Source organism: Planomicrobium sp. MB-3u-38, from assembly GCF_002836425.1.
GTDB lineage: Bacteria > Bacillota > Bacilli > Bacillales_A > Planococcaceae > Planococcus > Planococcus okeanokoites.
Genome location: NZ_PJBO01000006.1, coordinates 39,894 through 65,443, shown reverse-complemented (window position 1 = coordinate 65,443; position 25,550 = coordinate 39,894). Strand labels below are relative to the sequence as shown.

Here is a 25,550-nt window from a genome sequence, read left to right as displayed (position 1 = left end):
ATACGAAGATTTTTTATACTCATTGCTTATCGCAGATGACACCTGCATCGCCTTCGGCTGCTTCGGTGTTACTTCGCCGTCTTCGTACGGCTCGTTGCTCTACCCCGCGATAATAATATTTACAATGTCTCTCTCGTATTTCTACGACGTCTAATCAGTATAACACTGTACGCAACTTAATGCTTGAAGAAATGAAATATGTTATTCAAAGATAATTCATTATGTATAAATTTCTAAGAAATAATAATGGTGACCCCTACGGGATTCGAACCCGTGTTACCGCCGTGAAAGGGCGGTGTCTTAACCGCTTGACCAAGGGGCCATTCTGGCTCCGAAGGTAGGACTCGAACCTACGACCATCGCATTAACAGTGCGGTGCTCTACCACTGAGCTACTTCGGAATAATGTTTTAAGTACTTGTCGACTTTTTCTATTATAAAGAGCGCCGAGAGAATCGTCAACTACTTTTCAACAAATAATTTTATATTTAAATTCCCGGCATATTAAATGCCGCAACGAAAAAGAAGATCCCCAACTTCGAGGACCTTCTTGAGAATCGGCTAAAATATCTTCGAGGAATTTTTCCAGCTTACAAGATTGAAAAATTCCCGAAACCAATCACATGTATTTTTATCAAAGGATTATTTCATAGCCAGCTTTCCCGAACATCTGCCGCAGCGATACTTCTCGGTATTCATCCGGATCTTGCGGATATAGTCGGTCTGGCACGAAACGCATTGATAAATATAACGCTTTGCCGTCTGGCGTTTGCCATTCTGTTCAATGTGCGAACAAAATCTCGGTGAGCCGGTCAGCTTTAAAAGATTCCGGAAATCTGCGTCGCGGTGCTTATAGCCTTTCCCTTCCAAATGAAGGTGATAATGACAAAGCTCGTGCTTGATAATCCCTTCCAGCTCTTTGTAACCGAATTTCTCATAGGAGCTTGGATTGATTTCGATATTATGCGAGCGAAGCATATAGCGGCCGCCCGTAGTACGAAGTCTGGAATTGAAAATACCTTTGTGGATGAAAGGCTTATTAAATATTGTTTCAGAGATTTCCTCTATTAATCCTGTCAGTTCGTAATCAGTCATTCGGATTCCCCTGTTTCATTATTATAGAAAATGGCCGTCCCGAATTGCAGAACGGCCATCTAGTTAAATCTGCTCTTTCGGCTGAAGCATCGTCAAGGCGATGCGCCCTTTGTCTTTTTCCACTTTTTCCACCCAAGCAGTCACGATATCGCCGACAGCGACGACTTCAAGCGGGTGTTTCACAAAACCTTTTTTCAGTTTCGAGATGTGGACGAGCCCATCCTGTTTCACGCCGATGTCTACAAACGCCCCGAAATCGACGACATTGCGGACGGTTCCCTGAAGTTCCATCCCCGGCAGCAAGTCTTCCATCTTCAAAATGTCACTTTTCAATAGGGGCTGCGGGAATTCATCGCGCGGATCACGGAATGGTTTTTTCAACGCATCCAATATATCCTGTAATGTGATTTCGCCGACTTCCAATTTCTCTGCAAGTTCTTTTACATCCAAACCATCCAGCTTTTCAGCAGTTTCAGGCTTACCGACGTCTTTTTTATCGGCGTCGACCATTTCCAGCAGTTTTTCAGCTACCGCATAACTTTCGGGATGTATGCCTGTAGCATCCAACGGGTTCTTCCCTTCCGGAATTCTCAGGAAACCGATTGCCTGTTCATAAGTTTTGGCACCGAGGCGCGGAATTTTCTTCAATTGGACGCGTGAAGTAAAGCGCCCGTTTTCATCACGCACTTTAATGACGTTTTCGGCCACCGTCTTACTTAAACCGGCTACATATTGAAGCAATGAAGAAGAGGCTGAATTCACATTGACCCCAACTTGGTTTACCGCTGTTTCTACAACAAATGTCAATTGGTCAGCCAATTTCTTTTGGGAAACGTCGTGCTGATACTGCCCCACGCCTACTGCTTTGGGATCGATTTTCACCAGTTCCGATAACGGATCCTGCAATCGGCGGGCAATTGATGCAGCACTCCGTTCTTCTACTTGAAGATCCGGAAATTCTGCCCGGGCGACATCCGATGCGGAATAAACACTGGCACCCGCTTCGTTTACGATGACATAAGAGATATCAGCAGCGCTCCCAGAAATGAAATCCGCCACGAATTGTTCCGTCTCCCTCGAAGCCGTGCCGTTTCCGATAGCCATAATCTCAATCGGATACTTGTCAGTTAGGCGTTTCATAGTCTTTTTCGCACCTGCCTGGTCATTTTTCGGCGCATGAGGGTAAATAACAGCAACTTCCAGTAATTTACCAGTTTCGTCGATTACGGCTAATTTACAGCCAGTCCGGTATGCAGGGTCCACCCCTAATACCATTTTGTTTTTCATTGGCGGCTGCAATAAAAGATTACGCAGGTTTTCGGAAAAGATGTGAATTGCCTGTGTTTCACCTTTTTCACTGAGTTCATTTCTGATTTCGCGCTCTACGGACGGTTGGATCAGCCGTTTATAGCTGTCTTCAATCGCTTGTTCCAAATAAGGCACGGTATTTCCTGAACCTGTGATCCATTTCCTCTTCATCAAAGTGATGATCCGGTCAGCCGGCGGATTGATCGCGACTTTCAGTACATTCTCCTTTTCGCCGCGATTGATCGCCAAAATACGGTGAGGTACGATTTTTTGGATAGCTTCTTCGTATTCATAGTACATTTCAAAAACCTGTTTTTCATCGTCATGGTCTTTTTTGACGGCAGTAGCGATCATTCCATCTTTTCTCGTCATATACCGGATTTTCTCCCGAATATCCGCATCATCCGCGAAAAGTTCGGCCAAAATATCTTGTGCTCCTTGAAGTGCTTCTTCGGCATCCGCCACTTCTTCGCTGATGAATTCGGAAGCTTTTTTCAGGACGTCGCCATTGCCTCCTTCGAAAAGCCAGTCAGCTAGCGGCTGCAAACCTTTTTCTTTTGCAATGATTGCTTTTGTCCGGCGTTTTTGTTTATAAGGGCGATACAGATCCTCCACTCGCTGAAGAACCGTTGCCTCCTGAATCTCCTTCTCAAGCTCCGGAGTCAATTTTTCCTGTTCAGTGATCGAACGGATGATTTCTATTTTTCGTTGTTCAAGATTTTGTATATAAGTATAGCGGTCATCAATCGCTTTAATCTGAACTTCATCAAGTGAACCCGTCGCTTCTTTACGATAACGGGCGATGAATGGGACGGTATTGCCGTCTTCGATCAAAGCGATAACCTGTGCCACCTGATTCGGGCGCACACCTGTCTCTTTAGCGATCAGGCTTTGGATTTGTTGTGATTCCATCAAAACACTCTCCTTTATTTCCATTCTATTTTACCACAATAAGAAAAGCGACGGCGAAAGATGGCCAATGCACTTGCGGCCATCTTTTGCGACGAAACAGCGCAGCGATGCAGGAGCAGCATCCCTCTTGCACAGCTGAGTCGGCTTATGACCCGAAGAGCTGGGCCGCCGGAGTCTGGACACAGATATATTCTTTTTAAGAACCTTTAGACTATAAAAGCTATACTTTTTTAACCATAAAAAAGAAGCCCACTCATTTGAGCAGGCTTCCGGTTATGAACGTCGCATCGTCACCGGTTTGAATGGTGGCGAGAATATCGTAATACAATTGTTCAGGGAATCCTGAACGGCGCATCAAACTTTTCGGATTGCGCAATTCCACACCATCCGAGTGGATGAGGAATAAGTCATCTTCCACATAAGTGTAGAGCTGTGTGTGCAATTTTTGGGGACGTCCGGAAAGATACCCCATTACCGGGAGCGGATAGATCATTTCATCTGTCCCTTTTCGGTAAAGATAGAACCGGATATTCCCGACGCAGCTGTACTCAAGGGTCTTGCTCTTAAAGTCCACTTTAAAGATGGCAACCGCTGCGCCTCTTTTTTGCACCATCAAATCATTAAAACGGTTCATCAGACTGTCTATCGATTCGTGGTGATGTTCTCTCAGAATTTGCGGGATGACCTGCGAAGATTCTCTCGCAATAGGCCCACTCCCTAGACCATCGGCTACTGAGCAAATAAAGTAATCATCGGTTAAGACTGTGTGATAGCTGTCCCCGGATTCAAAATTACCTTTTTTTGCTTCATTGAAGATACAGGCGTCAATAAACTTGTGACGAATTTTTTCCACTACGAAACTCCACCCGCCGCTAATATGGCTTCCTGTAATTTCTTGATGGCCTTGCGCTGCAGGCGAGAAACATGCATTTGCGAGATACCCAGTTTATCGCCGGTCTCTTTTTGGCTCAGCTGCTCTATGTAGGTGTACTGGATGATTTGCTTCTCGCGTTCGGAAAGCACATTCATCGCATTGGCCACCAACATGCGCTGATCCGCTTTTTCATACCCATCGTCTTCTTGTCCGACAACGTCAAATAAAGTAACGGTGCTTCCGTCTGAATCGGCCTCCAAGGAATGGTCCATGGACAGAGCTTGATAGCTTTTGCCCATTTCCATCGCTTCAAGTACGTCGTCCTCTTCGACATCAAGATATTCTGCAATTTCCCAAACTTGCGGGGAACGCTGGAGCTCACTCGTCAATACTTCTACAGTCGCTTTGATTCGCGGCCCTAATTCCTTGATTCTCCGAGGGACATGAATCGCCCAGGTCTTATCGCGCAGGAATCGTTTGATTTCACCGATAATAGTCGGGACAGCAAACGCTTCAAAACTGCGGCCAAATGAAGGGTCATATCTTCTGATAGCACCCAGAAGCCCCAGCATGCCCACTTGCGCTATGTCCTCGTGGTAAGATTTACCATTCGAGTATTTGCGCGCAATGGATTCCACAAGTCTTTTGTAATTATTTACAAGATGTGTCTGGGCTTCCTCGTCTTCATTTTTCTGATAAGCCTCAATCCATTCCAATACCTGTTCTTTGGTAGGCTGATTAGGATGAGATCGTTTCGACATCCTCTTCCACCTGCTCTCCTCCAACATACTTTGTCATGAAGACTGTTACGCCTTCCTGATGATGGACCTTCACTTCATCCATTAATGTTTCGATCAAATACAGGCCAAGTCCTCCTTCACGAAGAAAATCCCCTTCAGCCTGATCATGGTATGGACCCACTTTCGCTTTGGTTTCTTCAAAGTTGAAGCTTTGTCCGTGATCCGCTACCATAATTTCAATTTTATCTCCGTAAAGAGCGCAGCCAATTACAACTTCACCGTCTTCATCACCGCTGTAAGCGTGTTGGACAGCATTCGTAACAGCTTCACTTGAAGCAATTTTCAAATCTTCGATATCATCGTAGGAAAAGCCGATGCGGCTGGCCAGTCCCGAGATAGTCAATCTTGCAACACCGACGTATTGTGATTTGGCAGGGACACGCATTTCAACATAATCAAAAGGACGCATGTTAAATACCACCTTTTCCAGCTGATTCGATATCCATGATATCACCTAAGCCTGTAATATCGAAAAGCCGTTTTAAGCGAGCTGACAAACCACTCAATTTCAAATGTCCGCCCTGCGAGTTGACTGATTTATAAAAAGCTACAAAAACTCCCAATCCTGTACTATCCATATAATTGACATCTGAAAGATCCAATTCGGCATTCAGTGATTCTATATTTTGGTATGGTTCCAATTTCTCGCGCAGAACCGGCGCAGTATGCGCATCAATTTCTCCACGGACATATCCCTTAAGGACTTTATCTGACTCTTGCAAATCAACTTGAATATTCATCTTTTGACACCCCGTTTTTCTATGATTAACGTAAATTTAAAATAAACAAAAATTAAAAAAGCCACTGTAAGTTTGTTTACCACATTGCTGTAGTGGTTAAACATACAATCAGACTTTTTTGTAAATAACTAATGTAAAGTCATCGCTTAATTCTGCATTTTGCATGCGAACCAGTTCATCATAGACAAATTGGACAATCGTTTGGGCAGATTCATCTTTTTTGCGCAGGATCAGTTCGTTGATTACCTGGCGGTCGATAAACCCTTCAGCTGTCCGTCCTTCTGTAACTCCATCAGTCATTATGACGACCATATCATTTTTATCCAGTTTCACTTCTTTTTCTTCATAAGATGCCATCGGCGAAACACCAAGCAATAAACCTTTCACTGTCAGCTCTTCAAATTCACCGGTTTCGGCACGATAAATCATCGCTGGTTCGTGGCCGGCTGAACCATAAGTCAATACGCCAGTTTCCGCTTCATATCTTCCATAGAACATGGAAACGAACATGAAATCGTCGACGCTCTTTTCAACAATCCGGTTGATGGTGCTCAACACTTCGCTTGGAAACGCTGTTGAATCGTTCAGACTGTCCATCCCGAATTTCACCATGGACATGCATAGAGCAGCCGGGAGGCCTTTACCGATTACATCGGCAACCGCAATTCCGGCGTGCCCTTCACCGCCACTGATGAAATATATGTAGTCTCCGTTCATTTTGCGCAGCGGAACAGAAAGAAGGCCTATATCCAGACCATCCAGAGACGGCATTGTCGTTGACAATAAAGTTTCCTGGACATTGGCGGCCAAATCCATTTCCACGCGCAACTCTTCCTGTTTCTGCAATAAGCTTTGCCGTTCCTGAAGAGCTAACCCGTAATTGATCATCATCTCAATCAGGAAATCAAAGGAATGCCAGACAGTTTCTGGCATATCTTCATATAATTCCTGCATTGCCGCTTTATGCATACTGATGACATCTTCAGGAGATGTATTTTCAGAAATAAGCTGACGGCTGAAATTCTGCCCGACGTAAAGGTTCTGCTCGGACTGGCGCTGCATATATTGGTTCAATATTTCCTTGTATTGACTGCCGATTTTTTGAACCATTAAGAATTCCCCCTATCGAAGCCACTTGGTAGCTCTTATATCTGTCCCTTCACCTAGGGTTGTTTCTATCTTAAAATCATCCATCAATCTTTTGACACCTGGCAGCCCGGCTCCAAGGCCTCCGGAAGTTGAAAAGCCATCTTCCATCACTTTACGGATGTCCGGTATCCCAGGTCCGCTGTCAGCCGCAATGATCAAGATGCCATTGATGCCGTTTTCTGTCAGGCGCTGAATCTCGATTCTTCCCTGGCCAGCATATAAATAGATGTTACGGGCAAGCTCGCTGATTGCCGTCGTGATACGAGCCTGGTCTACTGTGCCGAAACCCAACTCTTTAGCTACATTGCGGCCAAGTTGTCTGGCGGCTACAATATCCCATTCTGTTTGAATTTCCACTGAGGATTGGTTGCTCATCTTTAAGCCTCCAATTCCAATTGAAGTTTATCCAAACCGTTTTCTAAATCCAATGCTGTCATGACATCTTCAAGTCGAATTCCTAATTCGATCAAAGTGATAGCAACTGCCGGCTGGATACCTGTTATAACAACTCGCGCTCCCATTAGGCTTGACATGCTGATGACGTCTCCCAAAACTTTAGCGATGAAGGAATCGATGAAATCAATTGAAGTCAAATCGATCACTACACCACGGGCACTTGTTTCATGTAATTTAGTCAGTAAATCTTCCTGGAACTGTATGGCAGTCTGATCGTCCAATTCCCATTGAATGGAAACAATCAGCGTATCTCTCAGTTTTAATATCGGTATACGGACATTCATACTTCATCAACCTCCACAATTTTTCGATTTGTCCAAGCCAAAGCTTGTTCAACGCCGCGCTGCAATGTGCTCGTTGTGGTGAACTCATTCAGATTAATGCCCAGTGTAACAATCGTTTGGGCGATTTCCGGGCGAATGCCGACCAGCATACATTTCGCTCCGACCAAGCGGACAGCGTCAGCAGCCTGAATAATATGGTGGGCAACCATTGTATCAACTACAGGTACACCGGTGATATCAAGCAGAATCACTTCTGCCCGATGCTTAACTACACCCTCCAGAAGATTCTCCATGATGAGGCGGGCCCGTTCCGTATCAATTGTCCCTACAAGCGGCATAACCGAAACTTTATCAAAAACCGGAATTAATGAAGCGGAAAGTTCCTGTAAAGCGATCTTCTGAAGGCTTACTGTACGTTCCCAAGTTTTCGAATATGTATCGATGGTGCTGTCGCGGATAGGTGTGATCCACTTATTGAACTCTTTTACAAAAGCGCGCAGATTGTCGCTATTGATAACACCGTCTCTTTCCATTCCAGCAAAAACAATTTCACCGAAGTGATTGATCGCTTTAGTGACGAATGTGATCGACCAGCCATAACGGACAACTTTTTCTGCAAAATCATTTAAGCGGCTTTCGTATGCCTGGTGGCTCTCCAATAGATTGGACGTCATCAGTTCTGCAAATTCACGGCTTGTTTGATCCATCAATTCCGCAGGCATCACTTCGAATGAACGCTCGCCTTTTTCGTTTTTCATCATTTCTTGCCAGTTGGAAATAATTTCAGTCATGTTCTCTTGAATATATCTTGCCATTTGCTTATTCATGTTTTTAAGGATCCTCCTTGGACTCTTGCAACTCTCTTTTAAGTTCCCCTGCATTGCCAACTCTTCTATTTTAAAGTTCTCTATCTTTTATTGTATCGGAAATATGCATTTTGCACATCTTTTTTATATCCCCGACCGGTTTTGAGCAGGCGATATTGCAAAAAACATCCGAAGAATAGGACTCTTCGGATGCTTTCATGGTGTATGTATACTTAGAACTTAACAAGTCCAACACTGATTTCTAATGCTTCATCCACTTTTTCCATCAATGCTTCATCAAGTTGGGTAATTTTATCCGTCAGCCGGGATTTGTCGATCGTCCGCAATTGCTCAAGCAATATTACCGAGTCCCGCTCGAAGCCATATTTCTTGGCATCGATTTCCACATGGGTAGGAAGTTTGGCTTTTTGGATCTGAGCTGTAATCGCCGCTATGATGACGGTCGGACTGAACCGGTTTCCTATATCATTTTGTATTACCAGCACCGGCCGGGTGCCACCCTGCTCTGACCCGACCACTGGTGATAATTCAGCAAAAAAAACGTCTCCGCGTTTTACAATCAAGTTGTCACCCTCCGCTTACGAGTCGCACGGTCATATGCTCCGCTTCGTACTCCGCATGAGAACATTCACAGGAAATCGAAAGATTGATCTGTGACATCTCGACGTAGCCCTTGATCATTGCTTCCCGAATATGATTTGAATCATACATGTTCTTCATGACACGCTGAGTGGAAACGTAAATATAATCTCCGTCTTCCTGAACCCGTTCATCTGAATGTGTAGTAAGTTCTGAAATCAATTGTTTCGGCAGTTTCACGACTACCTCTTTTGTCTTGGATCTCTCGTACACAGCTGACACCTCCGGAATACCGTTGTTCTCTCTGTTCTATATTTCTATTCTATAATCTTAACATCCCTGATGCCTTAAGGAAAGACAATTCTAGAAGTTCTTTATACCCCAATATAGAGTCTGGGCACCCGTTTTGTCAGGATACAGGGGATTTCATAAGGAATTGTCCCTAGTTTTTCTGCCCATTCATCTATTAGAATTGCTGTGCCTTTTTGGGAACCGAGCAGCTGCACTTTTTCTCCCACAGGTAATTCGCCGGACAGTCTGATCATACATTGATCCATGCAGATGCGCCCAACTATCGGCATACGCTTGCCGTCCACCAGCACTTCCTGTCCTTGAAGGCCACGGATCAGCCCATCCGCATAGCCGATCGGCAAAGTGCCAATCCACTCATCTTCAGAGCAGGTGTAAGTTGCGCCGTAACTGAGTGTTTCGCCTTTCATCACTTTTTTCACGTGGACGATTTCCGTCTCGAGGCTCATCGCCTGCTTCAATTCGAAGGGCATTTCATGTTTCACAAAGCCTGACGGGGCAATTCCGTACATAGAAATACCGATTCGCACGGCATCGTATGCCAATTCCGGGTGCATGATTGCCGCGGCACTGTTTGAAACGTGAAAAATCAAGTTGCCGCCATTCCATTTTTCTTTAATCGCATTAATCCTTTCGACCTGTTTCAGAAATAAAGGATTCTGAGCTTCATCTGCCGTGGCGAAATGGGTATACAGCCCTTCCACTTCAAACGGATGCCCCCCGACAAATTCAAAAGCCGCTTCAGCCTCTTCCGGCTGAATACCGATCCGCCGCATTCCTGTATCAAATTTCAAGTGGATTTTCAGCGGACTGCTGCCGATAATCGCTCCAAGCTCCTGTGCGGCTGTGTTTAGCCATTCCATTGAATAGGCAGTCAGGTTCACATCGTGCTTTATCGCCGCTTCAATGAAATTCACCGGCGATGCGCCCAGCACCAAAAGTTCGGCGTCGATATGATTCTGCCGCAGATATAGTGCTTCGTCCGGCGTTGCCACAGCAAGCATGGAAGCACCGCTCTTCAATGCCTGGCGCGCAACTTCCAGCACGCCGTGGCCATAAGCATCCGCTTTGACGACAGCCATCAGGGCTGCACCGTTCGCCCGCTCTTTTAAATTACGCAGATTATGGTCGATTGCTGTTAAATCAATTATCGCTTTTGTCGGTCTATAGTTGGTCTCCATCTTTTTCCTCCGCCTGTATCTTTGACTGCAGCAGAATTTGCGCTGCCGCGTATTCTTTCGTATGTGTAATGGAAATCAAACCTTCTTCTTCATCTTTAAAATAAACGGAAGGCTTGCCATTCAAGTCTTTTCTTATCTCGATGTCCTTGAAAGAACAAATTTTACCGATTCCTGTCCCTTTCGCTTTTCCGAAAGCTTCTTTTGCAGCAAAACGTCCGGCAAGGAATTCTGTTTTCCTGTTGACTGATAAAAGTTCATATTCCACCAATTCGTTGTCCGTCAAAACGCGTTCACGAAATTTCGCGGACTTGCCGTCCAGCCGCCTGATGCGACCGAGTTCGACAATATCCAAGCCGATTCCAGTAATCATAGATGCTTCTCCTTTCAATCATAAACAGGAAAAAGGTATAATATTCAGTATGAAACAGAGGTGACGAAATGTTTATTCGCAGAGAAAGTTTTTCAGAGTATTTACGCTTGTATCCTGTTGTATCCACATTGATCGCGATTAATGTTTTGATACATATTTTATCATGGATTCCTATTCTCGGCCCTACTATCTTCAATTACGGCGTCGGTTACAACCGATTGATTGCAGAAGGTGAATGGTGGCGCTTCATCACACCGATGTTCTTGCACGGCGGCCTGATGCACTTGCTGTTCAATATGTTCTCGCTGTTCCTGTTCGGACCGGAGCTTGAGCGATTGACGGGCAAAGTCCGCTTCATCACAGTCTATGGGCTGGCTGGCCTATTTGCGACTGTTGCAACATACTTCCTTCAGCCGCTTGATTATCTGCATGTCGGCGCCAGCGGAGCAATCTTCGGCGTGTTCGGAGCTTACGGCGCATTATTGTATTACGGCGGCCGCGCACTGCCGCAATTAAAGCAGATCATTCTGCCGATTCTGGTCATCAGTGTCATCATGACGTTCCTGACACCGAACATAAATGTTACGGCGCACATAGCCGGGATGATCACAGGCTTCCTGATCGGACTTGGATTCTTCCACCCGAAACGGATAGTCAGCTGGAAAAATAAAAGATAGACAAAAGGAAAAAAGGTCAGCCGGAATCATTCCGGCTGACCTTTTTGTTTAACTGAAATCGGCAATGGATGATACCAGTCGAGAATGCGGGTGGCATCATCTTTCTCCATATAATTGATGCGGGCTGAATAGCCAAGCATTCCGGATTTGATCGTCGCCTGGATGGAGGCGAGATCTTTCTTCCGCTGAAAATATGTTTGCAGCACATTGACCGCCTGCACTCTTTTTTTCCATACGTAGAATGTATGCTTGCTGAAGCCCCGGAACTCCATCGTCAATTGCCGGCCCGTGAGCGCATAACCTGTTGTGCGGTGCTGCCAAACGCCAATTGCAATAACCGGCGGCACAATCAGCAGCGACAGCAGCCCGTACGGGAAAAAGAAGTAACTCATGAGGCAGATCACCGGCAGCAGCCATAGAAAATCAAGCCGATAGTAAAAATGGACGCTTCGTTTTGGCGCTTTCGTCAGTTCGGGCTGAAATTGCATATCAGGGAATAAATCCGCCAAAATCGGCAGCATGTGGGCTTGTTTGACCAGCGGGAACAAGCGGATCTTTTCATCTTTTCCGCCCATAGACCCTCCTGCACTTTCAACTGTCACCACAGCGTAGCCAAATAATTCCCGCAGCGGATTTCTTGAAACTTTTATTCCTTGGATGCGCTTGAAAGGCACTGAGATTTTCTTCTTCTCAAGGAGGCCTCTTGTAATGTAAATGTGGTCGTCATCCACCTGGATGGTGAATTGATAATTCGCCAGCACGGTCAGGATCACGGAAATGATCCAGGCGACCAGAAGTCCGGCGAACACCGCCAGAGCTGCGATAAGATAACCGAAACGCAGAAACAGCATCACTTCTTCATAGATTGTTTCATAAGGGATCAAATCGCTGAACTGTGATAAAAAAACAGCCACAGCTGAAATCACGACGCCTATTCCACCTGAAGTGGTCGCAAGAATCAATAACTCCTTCATCGACATGCGGTAAAGAGTCTTCACTTCTTTTTTCGCCTCACCAATTTCTTCAACGAATTCTTCAACCGCTTCATGCGGGCCCATAGTGGGTACAACCCGATGTTTAGCATGCTCCATTTCCTTTTCGATGCGATCCGCATCTTCACGGTTGATTGCCGTAAGTTCCGCTTCCGCCTCACCGATTTTGCCGGATCCCGCAGTTTCAACGCGGACCTTTACTAGATTGAACGGCCGGTGGAAAATTCCTTCTGTATAATTCAGGCTTTGAATCCGTTCAAATGGTATGTACCTCTTCTTCTTCACAAAAAGACCATATTCGATGCGCAATTCCCCGTCTTCAAACCAGTAGACAAATCTCTTCCACTTGATGATCCCGATAATCAGCGAGAATAATACAACTACCAGCCCGATCAAAAGAGGCAGCAGACCGATCCATCCCTGACTGAACATGGCGCTCATGCCGCCGTCTCTGAAAATATTGACACCAAAAATCACGATGAACGGAATGATTAATTCCTTCAGGCTTTTCATGAAATTAATAAAAGCGGAAACCGGATGAAGTTTATAGCGAGTATCAGACATCATCTTCCGCCACCCTTGCCAAAGCCGAAATCATTCCACGCAGTTCATCGGCTTCAGCCGTAATCAAAGCTGGAATCGTATGTGTGGTTGCAGCTGTGGAAATGGAAATTTCAGCCAAATCATATCGTCGCAAAATCGGTCCCTGCTCCGTATCCACGTGCTGTACGCGCACCATCGGAACTAAAGTGCGTGTAACGATAAAAAGGCCATGCTGCAATTCGATTTCCTGTTCCCGCACTTCATAACGCCAGCGCTGCCAACGGATTTTCGGGAAAAGGTATATCAGCAAAAAAGCGAATAACAGGAGCGCGCCGCCATAAGCAGCATAAAGCCACACCGGCCATTCAAAGAAATAAGTGAGCGCCGCGGCACCACCCGCCAATAATGCCAGAACAGCGGTTTCCATTATTCCATAAAGCCGCCAAACCGTTAGCCCTTTTCTTGAAATCCTGTTTTTAGGCTGATTATCCATATCCGATTCCCCATTCCATTCTTCTTATTCACAGTCTTTCATATTCTTCTATACGTTTCAATAGCAGGAAAGATTCGGGAGGTTTTATTTTCCGCCAAACTCTTTGCTGGGACAACGTAAAAAATAGCCCGCCAGCAGTTTCCTGCTGACGGGCTATTTGAAAAGTTGATCTTAAGATTCGTGACGGCGAGTGCGTCCTGGACGTCCTCCGCCAGAACCGCCTTCACGGCGGCGGCTAGCGCCTGAGCTTGCGCCGCGGCTTGCCGGACGGCCTGAGCCTGAAGAACGGTTGCCTTTATAACCGCCGCCTCCACTGCTGCGTCCGCCTTTTCCTTTGTAGCCTCCGCCACCGCGTGATGGCAATGGACGCTCTTCGGAAATTTGAACTGGAACATCTTCCGGTTCTTTCGTCAAAGTTTTAAGAGCTGCTGCGATCAAGTCAACTGCATCATGCTTTTCAAGCATTTGCGTCGCGAAATCACGGTAGTCTCCAAGATTGTTATTGTCTGTCATTTCAATCAATTGTTCCATAGCGACACGCTTTTGGCCAAGTACGGCTTCATCAGCAGTCGGTGGGACCAATGCTTCCATTTTCTTCTTAGTCGTGCGTTCAACGATGCTCAAGTAGCCCATTTCACGTGGTGTTACGAACGTGACCGCGACTCCTTTTTTACCTGCACGGCCAGTACGGCCGATACGGTGAACATAGCTTTCCGGATCTTGAGGAATATCAAAGTTGTATACGTGTGATACGCCTGAGATATCAAGTCCGCGGGCTGCTACATCAGTTGCAACCAGAATATCGACTTTTCCTGCTTTGAATTGCTTCAATACAGACATACGTTTCGCTTGGCTCAAATCGCCGTGAATTCCTTCAGCTACATAGCCGCGGATATTCAAAGCTTTCGCCAACTCATCAACACGGCGTTTAGTACGGCCGAAGATGATTGCAAGTTCCGGTTGCTGCACATTCAAAAGGCGTGAAAGAACGTCGAATTTTTCGCGTTCAACAGATTTAACATAGAATTGCTCGATGTTTTCAACTGTCATTTCTTTTGATTTGATCTTAACGATTTCCGGTGTTTTCATGAATTTCTCAGCAATGCGGCGGATTGCATCCGGCATAGTTGCTGAGAACAATAATGTCTGGCGTGTTTCAGGAACACTTGACATGATTGTCTGGATGTCTTCGATGAAGCCCATGTTCAACATTTCGTCAGCTTCGTCAAGGATCAATGTGTTGACATTGTCCAATTTCAGCGTGCGGCGGTTGATATGGTCCAAAAGACGTCCTGGCGTACCAACGATAATTTGCGGGCGGTTTTTAAGCGCGCGGATTTGACGTCCGATTTCCTGTCCGCCATAAACGGAAAGAATACGTACGTTTTTGTCCTGTCCGAGTCTGTAAAGCTCTTCAGAAACCTGAATAGCAAGTTCACGAGTTGGCGCAATGATCAATCCCTGTACGTTACCATCTTTAGTGTCGATCTTTTCGATCAACGGAATACCGAAGGCAGTTGTTTTACCAGTACCTGTCTGTGCCTGGCCGATGATGTCCTTGCCTTCCATACCAAGACGGATCGTACCTTCCTGGATTGGTGTTGCTTCTTCAAACCCCATGCGTCTTACGGACTTTAAAGTTGTTTCGCTGATATTTAACTCTGAAAATTTAACCAAATTTTTTCAATCTCCTTTTGTCTTCATCTTATTTACAAATGGTACACATTTTAGATGAATTCGTGACAAGGTCGAGCCTTTATGAGGAAGTTTCACGTCGAAAATCATACTCTGTAGTTTTAAGTTCAGAGGGATGTGTGAACAGAAAAAGCTCGGGCTTTGCCGAGCGGTCTGATCGGCGGGTGTTTCATGCCCAAAATATAGAACAAACCGTTTTGCTCAAAAAAATACTCTTCACAGGGAAGAGTGTTTCAAAAATGTATCCATTGCTCTAAATAGAATAACACGCTTCATATGCACTTGCAATCAATACGCAAAGGTTCCATTAATCAGTTTATTCATGTTCTTTTGCCATAAAAGCCAAAACATGGGCAAACCATTCTTCACAATCGTCACTGTAGCATATGAGGTGCTTGCCGTTATCGGAATGGTAAATCTCCTTTTCCACAGAACCGATTTGATTGTAAATATGTTCAGCGGCGCTCAGGGGCACGATGCCGTCTTTTTTCCCCTGAACAATGCAAACCGGCAGCGTCAGTTTGTCGTAGTAAGGCTCGACCATCTTCACTACGCGCAAAAATTCGAAAGCCGAGCTTACCGGGGTATTCAATAATTTATATTCATATAAATGAAATAACGGATTCTGTGCAATCTGGCCTTTTACGGCATCCGCAGCTGCCAGCCTGATTTCCTCAAGCATCTGGCCCGCGCTGATGTACTTTACGGCTGCGCTCAATAAAACGATCTTCTCGATTTTATAGCGCATCGCCAAGTACATGGCAATAAGGCCGCCCATCGAAAAACCGACAATCATCACTTTGTCGGTCTGCTTCTTCAATTCCTTTAAAGCCAGTTCAGCAGCCATCATCCACGACTCCGCAGTCTTATTGCGGAGATCGAGACTCTCTCCGTGGCCAGGCAAAGTCGGAATTTTTACCACCCAATCCGTTTTTTCTTCTATATAATCAGCAAACGGCTGCACTTCGAAAGGGCCCCCAGTAAAACCATGGATCATCAATACTCCGATTTTCAAAGTGCTTCCTTCTTTCAATCAGTTTCGATAAAGGGTTCGATAATATTTTCGAGAGCCATGCCGCGCGATCCTTTTACTAAAATGACGGATTTCGCGGATATCGATTTGTCGAGAAAATCGATAATCGGCTGATAATCATCTTTGCTCCAAATCAGCTTCCCTTCAAACGTATCCTGAAGTTTGGTGTAAAGCCATTCCATACGCGGACCATATAAGCAGACGCCATTGATCTCCGAATTGATGGATTTGGCGATCGCTTCATGGTATTCCTGTTCCTGGTCGCCGAGTTCAAGCATGTCTCCAAGTACGATCCACTTATCGTCTTTCATCGTTGTTTCGCGGATGAAGTTCAATGCCGCTTTCATGGAAGAAGGCGCGGCGTTATAGGCGTCGTTGATGAAAGTGGCTCCGTCTTTCGCGGGAACCATCTGCATGCGCATATCAGTCAGCGCGGCATCTTTCAGAGACTTTCGGATATCTTCCTCCGTCAATCCTGCCTCGAGCGCTATCAAAATTGCCGATAATGTATTTTTCACCTGGTGGTCTCCGAGAACCGGAATGGTGAATGTCGCGTCAATAATGCCGCTCACCATGAATGTGCTGCCGTTCTCCGTCGCCCGTATATCCGTCACTGTCAATTCATTATTATCATCAAAGCCGAATGAAACAGCTTGCGGGAAATTCTCGACAAAAGGTTTCAGCAGCGGCTCATCACCGTCATAGAATAATTTGCCGTGCGTTTCAAGGCCGGCTGTAATTTCGAATTTCGCCTGGGCGATTCCTTCTCGGGAACCCAGATCCTGCATATGCGCTTCACCAATATTAGTGATGACCGCATAGTCAGGACGCGCCAATTCCGACAAGAACTCGATTTGCCCATATCCGCTCATTCCCATTTCAAGGACAGCGAATTTCGTATCTTCTTCAAGGGACAGTATCGTAAGCGGCAAGCCCAGTTCATTATTGAAATTACCTTGGGTTTTCTGCACTTTGAAATAAGGCTTAAGCACGCTTGCCACCAGATCCTTAGTCGAAGTTTTGCCGTTCGATCCAGTAATCCCGATCACTGTCACAGGCAATTCGTCACGGTACGCCCGCGCCATTTCCTGCAGCGCTTTTTGACAATCATCGACGATCAGAATCGGCAGGTCGTCCGGAGGCGAAGGTTCATCGCGCTGCCATAGAGCCGCAGACGCGCCAGCTTCGATCGCATGGCGTACATATTGATGGCCATTGACTTTTTCGCCGAGGAACGGCACAAAAAGATCGCCTTTTTTAAGCGTCCGGGTGTTGATCGAAACGCCGGTGATTTCAATGCCTTTTAAATTTGTTTTAACATCCAGCCATTTGGCTACTTGTTCTATCTTCTTTTTCATTAGGTTTCTCCACTCAATCCATTTTTACTTGTAGTAATTGTTTTTCCTCATAGCGTTCTATTGCAAGTTCGATCAGCTTTTCAATTAAATCCGGATACGCCAGACCGGTGTTTTCCCACAATAACGGGAACATGCTGAAAGGCGTGAATCCCGGAAGGGTGTTGACTTCATTGATCAGGATCTCGTTGTCCGCTGTCACAAAGAAGTCTGCGCGCACAAGACCCGAACAATCCAATATCTTGAATGCCTTCTTCGCCGAAACCACCAATTGTGCGTAGACTTCTTCCGGAAGTTCAGCCGGGATGATCATCGCCGTATTGCCGTCTTTATATTTCGCCTGGTAATCGTAGAATGCTTTTAATGGCTTGATCTCACCGGCAACTGAACATTCCGGTGCATCATTGCCCAGTACGCCGATTTCAATTTCGCGTGCAACGACTCCTTGCTCAACGACGATTTTACGGTCGAATTTCAAAGCTTCGTCGATTGCCGCAATCAGTTCCTCTTCGGTTTCAGCTTTGTTGATGCCTACGCTCGATCCCAGATTGGCCGGTTTTACGAATACTGGCCATTCCAGTTCAGACGTGATTTTTTTTACTAATGCCGCCTGGCCGTTTTTCCACTCTCTTCTTATAAAATACACGTAAGGCGTTTGTTTCAAACCAGCGATCTCGAATAATTGCTTCATCACCACTTTATCCATGCCGGCAGAAGAAGCCAGTACACCATTTCCAACATATGGAAGGTTCATCACTTCGAGCATGCCTTGCACTGTTCCGTCTTCGCCATTTGGTCCGTGAAGAAGCGGAATGATGACATCAAGGCCTTTTTCAGATTCCGCCGGAAGAAAACCGGAGATGTCGTTAGGTGCCGAGCCGCCTTGTTCGAGCTGCAATTGCTCGATGCTTCCTGCCGGTCCTTCAAGAGAAGCGCCTTTACGCCATTCCCCTTCCTGTGTAATGTAAACCGGATAGACTTCGTATTTTTCAAAATTCAAGGCTTTCGTTACCGCCTGTGCCGTTGAAAGGGAAACTTCATGTTCCGCTGATTTTCCACCATATAATAAACCGATTCTTTTTTTCATCCCAATAAACCTCATTTCGTTTTCCAATATGCTCTAGTTTATCACGAACAGGATTAGACGAAAAATTTTTACCTGCATGTATCGAAAGAATTTACACTTCAGCAAAATGAAAAAGCTGCCGATATCGATCGGCAGCACCAGGCATTACTTTTACTTCCACTGTTTCAGTTTACGGTCATAAACCACTTTCCGTTCAATCTTCTGCTTGGTGTATTCACTGATGTCCGTCCAGAAATCATCCATAAAAGAGACCTCTTCTATCTGACGGATATGCAATTCCACCGTGTTCTTGGTTTTTTCAGGATCAGCCAGGGAAATCAGGATCCCTTCGCGGTAATACCCCTTCATTTCCTTCAGGATATCCACCGGCAATTCAGGAATCATATCTTTCGATTTCCGCCGCCAGAAATTCTGGCCGTGATCTTCGCGTCGAATCGATTGGATAAAGTAATTGCCCACCAATTCGTTCAGACGCTCCATGTTTCGGAAATAGATTTTGGTGGTCTGCTCATCTTCACTCGATAAGTATACGAAATCATTCAATAAAGTTGAGTAAAAAGGCGGCCGCATCGGTTCTTTCTTATGGCCTATATATAGGAGTTCGGCCTGTTCCTGCGGGGTCAGAGAATTGACTTGTTTCTCACTGCGGAAATCAATCCAGCAGAATTCACCTGTTTTAGCGGCCCGGGACTTGCGCAGTTCCGGAAATTCCTCCTGAGAAGCAAACTCCATTTGAGTGTGCATATTATAGGAAGCATCCTGATACGAATGCTTCAGTAACAGCAGATTCTTGGGCATCCGGACAGCATCCATAAACTGGGCGAAGGTCAGGCCACTGAACAAGGCAAATTGGTCAGCATCGTTTAGATAGATGTAAAGATGCTGAACATAATGTTCTGTATTATTCACTTTCTTCACCATTTCCTTCACTCCATTCTTCCCTCATTATACGGGCAGTCATATTAAATATGAAACATCTAAGCTCGAGCGGCGTCATTACTTTTGTAATGCGCATAAACTGTAAGAATAAGTTATAATGTAAATCGACTCTCAATAATAAAAAAGTACAGGTGAATCTAAATGCAGACAAATAAAAGCTTTGCCGACCGGATCGACTGGTCGCTCGCTTTCATATTATTCCTTTTTTTCATTGTCAGCCTGATTGCGATCTCTTCCGCGCAGACTTCAGGCCAATACGCTGTTAATTTTGTGCCAAGACAAGGTTTATTCTATATTATTTCCATCGGCATGATCGGTGTCCTTATGTATTTCGATCCGGAACAGTATAAGAAAATGGCTTATTACCTCTACGGCTTCGGTATTCTTTTACTGATCCTCTTGATGCTTGCACCGGCAGGTCCGGGCCAGATCGGCGAACCGGTCAACGGCGCGAAAGCCTGGTTCCATACCCCTTTTGTCAATATACAGCCGGCCGAATTCATGAAAACCTTCTATATATTGGCTTTGGCCAAAATGATTTCAGCGCATCATGAGAATAACGCTTTGAAAACAATTAAAACTGATTTATTTTTATTGGGGAAAATAGGTTTTTTCCTTATGGTTCCGCTCGCCTTCATCCTTCAACAGCCCGATATGGGTACAGCTCTCGTGTTTATCGCGATTACGCTCGCAATTATTGTTGTCGCGGGTATATCATGGAAAATCATCCTGCCGAGTTTCGGCGGAGTCGCTGTTATCGGTGCAACTTTATTGTGGATGACCCTCAATATGCAGGAATTTTTAACCAATACATTCGGCATACAGCGGTATGCCTTTGCCCGCATCTACACCTGGCTTGACCCATACTCTTACGCGGACGGAGAGGGATATAACCTGATTGCGGCTATGAATGCCATCGGCTCCGGCGAAGTTTTCGGAAAAGGTTACCAGGGGCGCGAAGTTTATGTGCCCGAAAATCATACCGACTTCATCTTTACCGTAATTTCCGAGGATTTCGGCTTTATCGGCGCCAGCGCTGTCATCATCCTGTTCTTTATGCTGATTTATCATCTGACAAAAATCACCCTCCAACTGAAGGATACGTTCAGCACATATGTCTGCGCAGGGATTATCGCCATGGTGACGTTCCACGTATTCCAAAACATAGGGATGACAATCCAATTACTTCCGATTACTGGTATCCCGTTGCCATTCATCAGCTACGGGGGAAGTTCACTGATCGGGAATATGCTCGCGATCGGAATTGTCTTCAGCATGAAGTTCCACCACAAAACATATATGTTCGGCAACGATAAAGAAGACCAATAAAAACTCCGACGCTGCTCGCGTCGGAGTTTTTAAGCTTGTTGAGAAAGACAAAATTTTTAACTTCGATATTCCGCAAAACAGCTTCGCTTTCCGGTGGGCTCGCACTGAGCTAACTCGGTCTCGTTCCACTTCGCCCGAGTGGATCTCAGCACTTCACTTGGTCCACCAGGGGTCTTCGCTGTTTTGCTCCATATCTCAATTCGCTTTCTACAATAGAAAAGTCTTTTACTTTTAGTATCTGAAGAAGATGACCCTTCAGTTCAGACAAAACAAAAATGAAGCGCCAGGCGGCGAAGGGCAAAGATGTGCTCCTGCATCGCTGTGCTGCTTCGTCGCAAAGACTTGTCCTCGCAAGCTTCGGCCAATGTCTTTCCTGCGGGAACCAGAGCGTGTCCTGAGACCCCGGAGCGAGCAAAGCGAGTGAGAAGGCTCTGACCGCTCCCCGCGGAACGCGTCCGCCTAAAGCATAATGAGTTGAGAAGTGTCGGTTTCTCGACAGCCTGAAAAACTCCGACGCAAAAGCGTCGGAGTTTTACATTTCAGATTGAGCTCTTGGGGGTTGTGGTAATGCAAGTGCTTTCAGTAATTCGGTGCGTGATTTAGTGATTTTTGCTTGGATTCCAAGTTTCGATAAATTTGAAACAATATTGCGAACCTCTACTTCCTTCGCCATCCATATCACCTCTCCGTAGTCATTCATTTATAATAACGTATGTAACTCCTGAAAAGATTCATCTAAACAGGTAAATAGTTGACTTTTCTGTGTCTATGTATATAATACCATCTTTTCAAGCTTTTAAACTTTTCATTTTCATTACAAAATTGCACTTTTGTAAATCTTCCAGTTCTCTTGATCAAGGGGTCAGGATCATAATTTGAGATATCGGTGCCATTCCTTCATTTACCTTCTCAGCGAACAGGAGTAAACTGAAAGCACAGCCTTTTTAGAAAGCGGGAAATTATTTTATGAAGAAAACTATTTTGTTGCTGATGTCCGTCCAGTTTTTCGTGTATCTCGGATTCGGTATTATCATCCCGATCCTGCCTGAAGTGATCGTCCAGCAGGGCTACAGTGAGATCCATGTCGGCGGCCTCATAACCATCTACGCGCTCTCCTCTTTTTTTACAGCTCCATTATGGGGGAAACTGTCAGACCGTACCGGCAGAAAGAAATTGATTTTGACAGGTCTCGCCGGGTTCAGCTTGAGCTTTTTCCTGTTTTCGCTGTTTCTGGATAATCTCACGCTTTTATATCTATCACGTATTGTCGGGGGACTTTTTTCCGGTGCCTTGTATACAGCGGTAACAGGTTATGTTGCCGATATAACAACCGATGAAGAACGCAATAAATACATGGGCTTCCTCGGGATGTCAATCGGCCTGGGATTCATTTTCGGCCCGGCTATCGGCGGTTTGCTTGGAGCAGTTTCACTTTCTCTGCCGTTCACCGTCTCGGCTGTGCTGATTTTGCTTCTCATGGCCTACGCGAGCTTCGTATTGAAAGAGCCTGTCCGGCAAGGCGAAGCGACAAAACGCGCTTTGCTTCCGAAAGGCGCCAGCACTCTTTGGCAGTTCCGGGTCCGTTACCTGTTCCTGATGTCGTTCATGGTGACTTTCCTGCTTGCCGGCCTGGAATCGACGTTCCAGCTGTTCCAGATCGATCAGATTGAAATCACGCCGCTTCAGCTCGGCTATCTGTTCATGGCGAGCGGGTTTGTCGATGCGGCAATCCAAGGCGGTGTTGTCCGCAAGATTAAAGACGGCGCTGAAACGAAATGGATCATCGGAGCCCAAATCGTTACGGCTGCCGGTTTGCTGCTGCTGCCTTTTACCACAAGCCTGCTGTTTGCAGGAGTTGCTTTAAGCATTTTCACAGCCGGCAATGCACTTGCCCGGACAGCATTGGTTTCATTGACTTCAAAAGAATCCGGCGGCAAATATGGAACAGCTGCCGGCATGACCTACTCTATGGATAATATGGGGCGCATCATCGGTCCTTTGTTCTTCACTTGGCTGTTGACGATGCAAGCCGGCGCCATCTATTATTTATCCGGTGCATTGGCGATTGCCAGCATCCTGCTGATCGTCCTTTACCGTGGTTCTTCGAAAAGCGCATCAGAAAAAGCAAGCACCCCAGCGTAATGGAGGTGCTTGCTTTTTTTATGGTTAATAAGGTGTGCCGCCGTTAATGTGCAGAACCTGCCCTGTTACATAGGAAGAATCATCGGACGCCAGGTAAACGTAGCCCGGTGCAAGTTCATCGGGCTGGCCAGGACGCCCAAGCGGTGTCTGGCTTCCGAATCCTTCGACTTCATCAGCCGGGAACGACGCCGGAATGAGCGGCGTCCAGATAGGACCTGGCGCCACGCCGTTGACACGGATGCCTTCTTCCGCGAGTGACCCTGATAAAGCTCGGGTGAATGCGAGTATCGCGCCTTTTGTTGACGAATAGTCGATCAATGTCGGCTCACCCCGGAAAGCGGTGATTGATGTAGTATTGATGATCGAGGCTCCGCGTTCCATATGTTCAAGCGCCGCTTTCGTCAAATAGAACATACTGAATACATTTGTGCGGAAAGTGCGTTCCATCTGTTCAGCGGTGATATCTTTCAATGACTTTTGGACATGCTGTTCCGCCGCATTGTTCACTAGGACGTCCAATCCACCGAATTCATCCACCACTTTTTGCACGCTTTCTTTACAGAAGGACTCATCACCGACATCCCCCGCGATTAAAATACATTTCCCGCCTTCTTGTTCAATCAGGCGTTTTGTTTCTTCCGCGTCTTCATGTTCATCCAGATACAGAACAGCGACATCCGCCCCTTCTTTGGCAAAGGCAATGGAAACCGCACGGCCGATTCCGCTGTCACCGCCCGTAATCATAGCTTTTTTGCCGGGTAGGCGCTGCGCCTGCCCCGCCAGATTCTTGGCAAAATCAGGTGCGGGATCCATCTCACTTTCAAATCCGGGTTGCCGGTCCTGCTCCTGGCCCGGCACTTTTTTCGGCTTATCCTTATCCATCGCGAATCATCCTTTCCAGATTTATATGTCTTTGTGGATTTTCCCCTTTTGGATAATCGTAAACATGGCCAGCCGTCTTAGCGGAGCACTTCTTTTTTATTTCTGCAGGTCAGGAGTTGCCGGAATAAAATCCTGATCGAGCTCCGGATGAGCCTGTTTCAAAATGGAAGGACGCATCATGAAGCTCGTCAATACGATCAGGCAAAGGCTGCTGCCGATAACGACGTACTCGGCCGGCACGAGATCATACAACAATCCGAAAATCAGATATCCGAGCGGCATCATCGCCATGGCCATCGATTCCAGGATGCCGAAAACACGACCGCGGTATTCTTCTTCGACATCCTTTTGCATCATGACGCCGATCGGTGTGTTGACAAATACATTCGTGACACCGAAAACCAGCATCAGCACCAGAAAGAAAACGACGGATCCGGTGTAGGACAGGTCAACCATCAGCGGCAAGGCAAGTCCGGCAAGGAGAACCGACATGACCAGTATCCCCCTTTTTGAAAAGCGCAACGGAAATTTCACTTCTTTGCCTACCGAGAAATAGATGGAAGCTAATAGCATCCCTACTGCAATCATCGCTTCGATAAAGCCGAAATGCGTCGCCTCGATTTTCAGTTCCTGGACCGCGATAAACGGCAGCCCGATCATCAGTGCGGAAAAGAAGAAATTGATTCCGACAGCAACCGTCACGATCACCATGACCACCCGGTTCGATTTCAAATAGACAAAACCTTCTTTCATGCCGGCAGCCATCGATTTTTTAACAGCTCCAGCGGTTTCTGCAATCCGATTCGTAAACAATTTGAAGTTCATCGTAGACTCAAGAACCACAGCCACTAAATAAGCGGCCACCTGGATGATCAGAAACACGTTCATCGAAACGAACCCGAACAGGATCCCTCCGACAACCGGTCCGCCGATCGTAGCGATTGCGATGGCCGATTGATTGAAACCCATCGCTTTTTGAATACGGTCAGCATCGATCAGGTTCGCGATGGCCGAAGAGAATGTTACACTCGCAAACATGGAACTTACAGAAATCAGAGCAGTCGTCGTGTAGATCGCCGGCAGCGACAAACCTCCATAGATGCTGTAGACCAGCAAACCGGCAACTGCCATAGCACTGGCGAGCTGCGCTAATATGACGATCATTTTCTTCGAGTAATTATCCGCGGTATACCCGGCAAATGGCGCAAGCAGCGTTCTCGGCAAAATGCTGCAGATCAAATTGAGCGCAAAATTGGCGGCTGATCCCGTGAGCGCAAGTACATATAAACTGATGCCGAAAGCGTAAACGGAACTGCCGAACGTCGAGATAAGCTTACTGATGGTAAACGTGTACAAATGATAAGTAGCTTTGCTGATTTTTGCTGCTTCGCTCATTTTTTTCACTCTCCATTTTCAAAAGTTTAATTTAATTAAACAAAATATATCATGGTCCTTCTGGTAATGCAAGAGAAAGTTTAATATAATTAAACTATACTGAAA

27 protein-coding genes and 2 tRNA genes are annotated in these 25,550 nt (G+C 46.0%); 3 read left to right on the top strand and 26 right to left on the bottom strand.

Translation table 11 applies throughout. The features are described 5' to 3' along the window. Positions 1 to 247 precede the first annotated feature (247 nt). The 16 genes from CXF70_RS03750 to acpS form a co-directional block, all read right to left on the bottom strand. Positions 248 to 322, bottom strand: a tRNA-Glu gene (locus CXF70_RS03750). A gap of 4 nt (positions 323 to 326) precedes the next feature. Then, positions 327 to 401: transfer RNA gene (locus CXF70_RS03745), tRNA-Asn, on the bottom strand. Between the two features lie 240 nt (positions 402 to 641). Next, positions 642 to 1,094: a SprT family protein gene (locus tag CXF70_RS03740; protein ID WP_101801594.1), complete on the bottom strand. Its 453-nt coding sequence runs from the start codon at positions 1,092 to 1,094 to the stop codon at positions 642 to 644. Between the two features lie 63 nt (positions 1,095 to 1,157). Further along, on the bottom strand, positions 1,158 to 3,314 hold the full coding sequence (locus CXF70_RS03735) for a Tex family protein (RefSeq protein WP_101801593.1): 2,157 nt from the start codon (positions 3,312 to 3,314) through the stop codon (positions 1,158 to 1,160). 253 nt (positions 3,315 to 3,567) lie between these two features. Further along, positions 3,568 to 4,167 (bottom strand): PP2C family serine/threonine-protein phosphatase, encoded by a 600-nt coding sequence (locus CXF70_RS03730; protein ID WP_084243023.1) that lies wholly within the window; start codon positions 4,165 to 4,167, stop codon positions 3,568 to 3,570. Then, positions 4,167 to 4,949, bottom strand: coding sequence for an RNA polymerase sigma factor SigB (gene sigB / locus CXF70_RS03725; protein ID WP_084243024.1), 783 nt, complete (start codon positions 4,947 to 4,949; stop codon positions 4,167 to 4,169). The genes CXF70_RS03730 and sigB overlap by 1 nt, the downstream gene beginning before the upstream one ends. After that, positions 4,927 to 5,397 carry an anti-sigma B factor RsbW gene (rsbW, locus tag CXF70_RS03720; RefSeq protein ID WP_084243025.1) on the bottom strand — a complete coding sequence of 157 codons (471 nt, stop codon included), beginning with the start codon at positions 5,395 to 5,397 and terminating at the stop codon, positions 4,927 to 4,929. Before rsbW ends, sigB begins: the two co-directional genes overlap by 23 nt. Position 5,398: 1 nt before the next feature. Beyond that, the gene (locus tag CXF70_RS03715; RefSeq protein WP_101801592.1) at positions 5,399 to 5,728 is read right to left on the bottom strand and encodes an anti-sigma factor antagonist; all 330 of its coding nucleotides are present in this window, start codon (positions 5,726 to 5,728) and stop codon (positions 5,399 to 5,401) included. Between the two features lie 108 nt (positions 5,729 to 5,836). Continuing rightward, positions 5,837 to 6,838: a PP2C family protein-serine/threonine phosphatase gene (locus CXF70_RS03710; RefSeq protein ID WP_084243026.1), complete on the bottom strand. Its 1,002-nt coding sequence runs from the start codon at positions 6,836 to 6,838 to the stop codon at positions 5,837 to 5,839. A gap of 12 nt (positions 6,839 to 6,850) precedes the next feature. Then, positions 6,851 to 7,252 carry an anti-sigma regulatory factor gene (locus CXF70_RS03705; protein WP_033543555.1) on the bottom strand — a complete coding sequence of 134 codons (402 nt, stop codon included), beginning with the start codon at positions 7,250 to 7,252 and terminating at the stop codon, positions 6,851 to 6,853. Between the two features lie 2 nt (positions 7,253 to 7,254). Continuing rightward, the gene (locus CXF70_RS03700) at positions 7,255 to 7,617 is read right to left on the bottom strand and encodes an STAS domain-containing protein (protein ID WP_071152217.1); all 363 of its coding nucleotides are present in this window, start codon (positions 7,615 to 7,617) and stop codon (positions 7,255 to 7,257) included. After that, a complete protein-coding gene (locus tag CXF70_RS03695) occupies positions 7,614 to 8,444 on the bottom strand; it encodes an RsbT co-antagonist protein RsbRA (protein ID WP_101801591.1) in 831 nt (276 codons plus the stop codon). The genes CXF70_RS03700 and CXF70_RS03695 overlap by 4 nt, the downstream gene beginning before the upstream one ends. Before the next feature lie 212 nt (positions 8,445 to 8,656). Further along, entirely contained in the window at positions 8,657 to 9,007 is a 351-nt protein-coding gene (locus CXF70_RS03690; protein WP_033543552.1) for a type II toxin-antitoxin system PemK/MazF family toxin, read from the bottom strand. Positions 9,008 to 9,011: 4 nt separating this feature from the next. Continuing rightward, positions 9,012 to 9,296: a transcriptional regulator gene (locus CXF70_RS03685; RefSeq protein WP_084243029.1), complete on the bottom strand. Its 285-nt coding sequence runs from the start codon at positions 9,294 to 9,296 to the stop codon at positions 9,012 to 9,014. 101 nt (positions 9,297 to 9,397) lie between these two features. Then, on the bottom strand, positions 9,398 to 10,513 hold the full coding sequence (gene alr, locus CXF70_RS03680; RefSeq protein ID WP_101801590.1) for an alanine racemase: 1,116 nt from the start codon (positions 10,511 to 10,513) through the stop codon (positions 9,398 to 9,400). Beyond that, entirely contained in the window at positions 10,497 to 10,883 is a 387-nt protein-coding gene (gene acpS, locus CXF70_RS03675) for a holo-ACP synthase (RefSeq protein WP_084243031.1), read from the bottom strand. Before acpS ends, alr begins: the two co-directional genes overlap by 17 nt. A gap of 68 nt (positions 10,884 to 10,951) precedes the next feature. On the opposite strand from acpS, the gene CXF70_RS03670 reads away from it, so the two are divergent. Then, a complete protein-coding gene (locus CXF70_RS03670; RefSeq protein ID WP_084243032.1) occupies positions 10,952 to 11,560 on the top strand; it encodes a rhomboid family intramembrane serine protease in 609 nt (202 codons plus the stop codon). 26 nt (positions 11,561 to 11,586) lie between these two features. On the opposite strand, the gene CXF70_RS03665 is transcribed toward CXF70_RS03670, so the two are convergent. The 7 genes from CXF70_RS03665 to CXF70_RS03635 form a co-directional block, all read right to left on the bottom strand. Further along, positions 11,587 to 13,116 (bottom strand): PH domain-containing protein, encoded by a 1,530-nt coding sequence (locus CXF70_RS03665; protein ID WP_101801597.1) that lies wholly within the window; start codon positions 13,114 to 13,116, stop codon positions 11,587 to 11,589. Next, complete coding sequence (locus CXF70_RS03660) at positions 13,109 to 13,588, bottom strand: PH domain-containing protein (protein WP_101801589.1); 480 nt, start codon at positions 13,586 to 13,588, stop codon at positions 13,109 to 13,111. Before CXF70_RS03660 ends, CXF70_RS03665 begins: the two co-directional genes overlap by 8 nt. Before the next feature lie 171 nt (positions 13,589 to 13,759). Further along, on the bottom strand, positions 13,760 to 15,265 hold the full coding sequence (gene cshA, locus CXF70_RS03655) for a degradosome RNA helicase CshA (protein WP_101801588.1): 1,506 nt from the start codon (positions 15,263 to 15,265) through the stop codon (positions 13,760 to 13,762). A 334-nt stretch (positions 15,266 to 15,599) separates the two neighbouring features. Further along, complete coding sequence (locus CXF70_RS03650; protein ID WP_101801587.1) at positions 15,600 to 16,298, bottom strand: alpha/beta hydrolase; 699 nt, start codon at positions 16,296 to 16,298, stop codon at positions 15,600 to 15,602. Positions 16,299 to 16,312: 14 nt separating this feature from the next. After that, positions 16,313 to 17,674, bottom strand: coding sequence for a UDP-N-acetylmuramoyl-tripeptide--D-alanyl-D-alanine ligase (locus CXF70_RS03645; protein ID WP_101801586.1), 1,362 nt, complete (start codon positions 17,672 to 17,674; stop codon positions 16,313 to 16,315). A 13-nt stretch (positions 17,675 to 17,687) separates the two neighbouring features. Next, positions 17,688 to 18,758: a D-alanine--D-alanine ligase gene (locus CXF70_RS03640; RefSeq protein WP_101801585.1), complete on the bottom strand. Its 1,071-nt coding sequence runs from the start codon at positions 18,756 to 18,758 to the stop codon at positions 17,688 to 17,690. A 150-nt stretch (positions 18,759 to 18,908) separates the two neighbouring features. Further along, positions 18,909 to 19,679: a hypothetical protein gene (locus CXF70_RS03635; protein ID WP_084243037.1), complete on the bottom strand. Its 771-nt coding sequence runs from the start codon at positions 19,677 to 19,679 to the stop codon at positions 18,909 to 18,911. A 159-nt stretch (positions 19,680 to 19,838) separates the two neighbouring features. Between CXF70_RS03635 and CXF70_RS03630 the strand changes: the two genes are divergently transcribed. Next, positions 19,839 to 21,026 (top strand): FtsW/RodA/SpoVE family cell cycle protein, encoded by a 1,188-nt coding sequence (locus CXF70_RS03630; RefSeq protein ID WP_084243038.1) that lies wholly within the window; start codon positions 19,839 to 19,841, stop codon positions 21,024 to 21,026. 532 nt (positions 21,027 to 21,558) lie between these two features. Here CXF70_RS03630 and CXF70_RS18310 read toward each other — a convergent pair. Beyond that, positions 21,559 to 21,699, bottom strand: a complete 141-nt coding sequence (locus CXF70_RS18310) for an Lmo0850 family protein (RefSeq protein ID WP_165850170.1) — start codon at positions 21,697 to 21,699, stop codon at positions 21,559 to 21,561. A 293-nt stretch (positions 21,700 to 21,992) separates the two neighbouring features. Here CXF70_RS18310 and CXF70_RS03625 point away from each other — a divergent pair, with 293 nt between their 5' ends. Beyond that, positions 21,993 to 23,168, top strand: a complete 1,176-nt coding sequence (locus CXF70_RS03625) for an MFS transporter (RefSeq protein ID WP_084243039.1) — start codon at positions 21,993 to 21,995, stop codon at positions 23,166 to 23,168. 24 nt (positions 23,169 to 23,192) lie between these two features. Here the strand turns inward: CXF70_RS03625 and CXF70_RS03620 are convergent, their stop codons facing one another. Both CXF70_RS03620 and CXF70_RS03615 read right to left on the bottom strand, forming a co-directional pair. Further along, entirely contained in the window at positions 23,193 to 24,050 is an 858-nt protein-coding gene (locus CXF70_RS03620) for an SDR family oxidoreductase (RefSeq protein WP_084243040.1), read from the bottom strand. Between the two features lie 96 nt (positions 24,051 to 24,146). Further along, complete coding sequence (locus tag CXF70_RS03615) at positions 24,147 to 25,445, bottom strand: MFS transporter (protein ID WP_101801584.1); 1,299 nt, start codon at positions 25,443 to 25,445, stop codon at positions 24,147 to 24,149. Positions 25,446 to 25,550 lie beyond the last annotated feature (105 nt).

What these genes read in the sequence shown, in the direction of transcription:
- CXF70_RS03740 (WP_101801594.1), bottom strand. Translation starts at nt 1,094, where the DNA reads ATGACTGATTACGAACTGACAGGATTAATAGAGGAAATCTCTGAAACA.
- CXF70_RS03735 (WP_101801593.1), bottom strand. Translation starts at nt 3,314, where the DNA reads ATGGAATCACAACAAATCCAAAGCCTGATCGCTAAAGAGACAGGTGTG.
- sigB (WP_084243024.1), bottom strand. Translation starts at nt 4,949, where the DNA reads ATGTCGAAACGATCTCATCCTAATCAGCCTACCAAAGAACAGGTATTG.
- rsbW (WP_084243025.1), bottom strand. Translation starts at nt 5,397, where the DNA reads ATGCGTCCTTTTGATTATGTTGAAATGCGTGTCCCTGCCAAATCACAA.
- CXF70_RS03715 (WP_101801592.1), bottom strand. Translation starts at nt 5,728, where the DNA reads ATGAATATTCAAGTTGATTTGCAAGAGTCAGATAAAGTCCTTAAGGGA.
- CXF70_RS03710 (WP_084243026.1), bottom strand. Translation starts at nt 6,838, where the DNA reads ATGGTTCAAAAAATCGGCAGTCAATACAAGGAAATATTGAACCAATAT.
- CXF70_RS03705 (WP_033543555.1), bottom strand. Translation starts at nt 7,252, where the DNA reads ATGAGCAACCAATCCTCAGTGGAAATTCAAACAGAATGGGATATTGTA.
- CXF70_RS03700 (WP_071152217.1), bottom strand. Translation starts at nt 7,617, where the DNA reads ATGAATGTCCGTATACCGATATTAAAACTGAGAGATACGCTGATTGTT.
- CXF70_RS03695 (WP_101801591.1), bottom strand. Translation starts at nt 8,444, where the DNA reads ATGAATAAGCAAATGGCAAGATATATTCAAGAGAACATGACTGAAATT.
- alr (WP_101801590.1), bottom strand. Translation starts at nt 10,513, where the DNA reads ATGGAGACCAACTATAGACCGACAAAAGCGATAATTGATTTAACAGCA.
- acpS (WP_084243031.1), bottom strand. Translation starts at nt 10,883, where the DNA reads ATGATTACTGGAATCGGCTTGGATATTGTCGAACTCGGTCGCATCAGG.
- CXF70_RS03670 (WP_084243032.1), top strand. Translation starts at nt 10,952, where the DNA reads ATGTTTATTCGCAGAGAAAGTTTTTCAGAGTATTTACGCTTGTATCCT.
- CXF70_RS03665 (WP_101801597.1), bottom strand. Translation starts at nt 13,116, where the DNA reads ATGTCTGATACTCGCTATAAACTTCATCCGGTTTCCGCTTTTATTAAT.
- CXF70_RS03660 (WP_101801589.1), bottom strand. Translation starts at nt 13,588, where the DNA reads ATGGATAATCAGCCTAAAAACAGGATTTCAAGAAAAGGGCTAACGGTT.
- CXF70_RS03645 (WP_101801586.1), bottom strand. Translation starts at nt 17,674, where the DNA reads ATGAAAAAGAAGATAGAACAAGTAGCCAAATGGCTGGATGTTAAAACA.
- CXF70_RS03640 (WP_101801585.1), bottom strand. Translation starts at nt 18,758, where the DNA reads ATGAAAAAAAGAATCGGTTTATTATATGGTGGAAAATCAGCGGAACAT.
- CXF70_RS03635 (WP_084243037.1), bottom strand. Translation starts at nt 19,679, where the DNA reads ATGGTGAAGAAAGTGAATAATACAGAACATTATGTTCAGCATCTTTAC.
- CXF70_RS03630 (WP_084243038.1), top strand. Translation starts at nt 19,839, where the DNA reads ATGCAGACAAATAAAAGCTTTGCCGACCGGATCGACTGGTCGCTCGCT.
- CXF70_RS18310 (WP_165850170.1), bottom strand. Translation starts at nt 21,699, where the DNA reads ATGGCGAAGGAAGTAGAGGTTCGCAATATTGTTTCAAATTTATCGAAA.
- CXF70_RS03625 (WP_084243039.1), top strand. Translation starts at nt 21,993, where the DNA reads ATGAAGAAAACTATTTTGTTGCTGATGTCCGTCCAGTTTTTCGTGTAT.
- CXF70_RS03620 (WP_084243040.1), bottom strand. Translation starts at nt 24,050, where the DNA reads ATGGATAAGGATAAGCCGAAAAAAGTGCCGGGCCAGGAGCAGGACCGG.
- CXF70_RS03615 (WP_101801584.1), bottom strand. Translation starts at nt 25,445, where the DNA reads ATGAGCGAAGCAGCAAAAATCAGCAAAGCTACTTATCATTTGTACACG.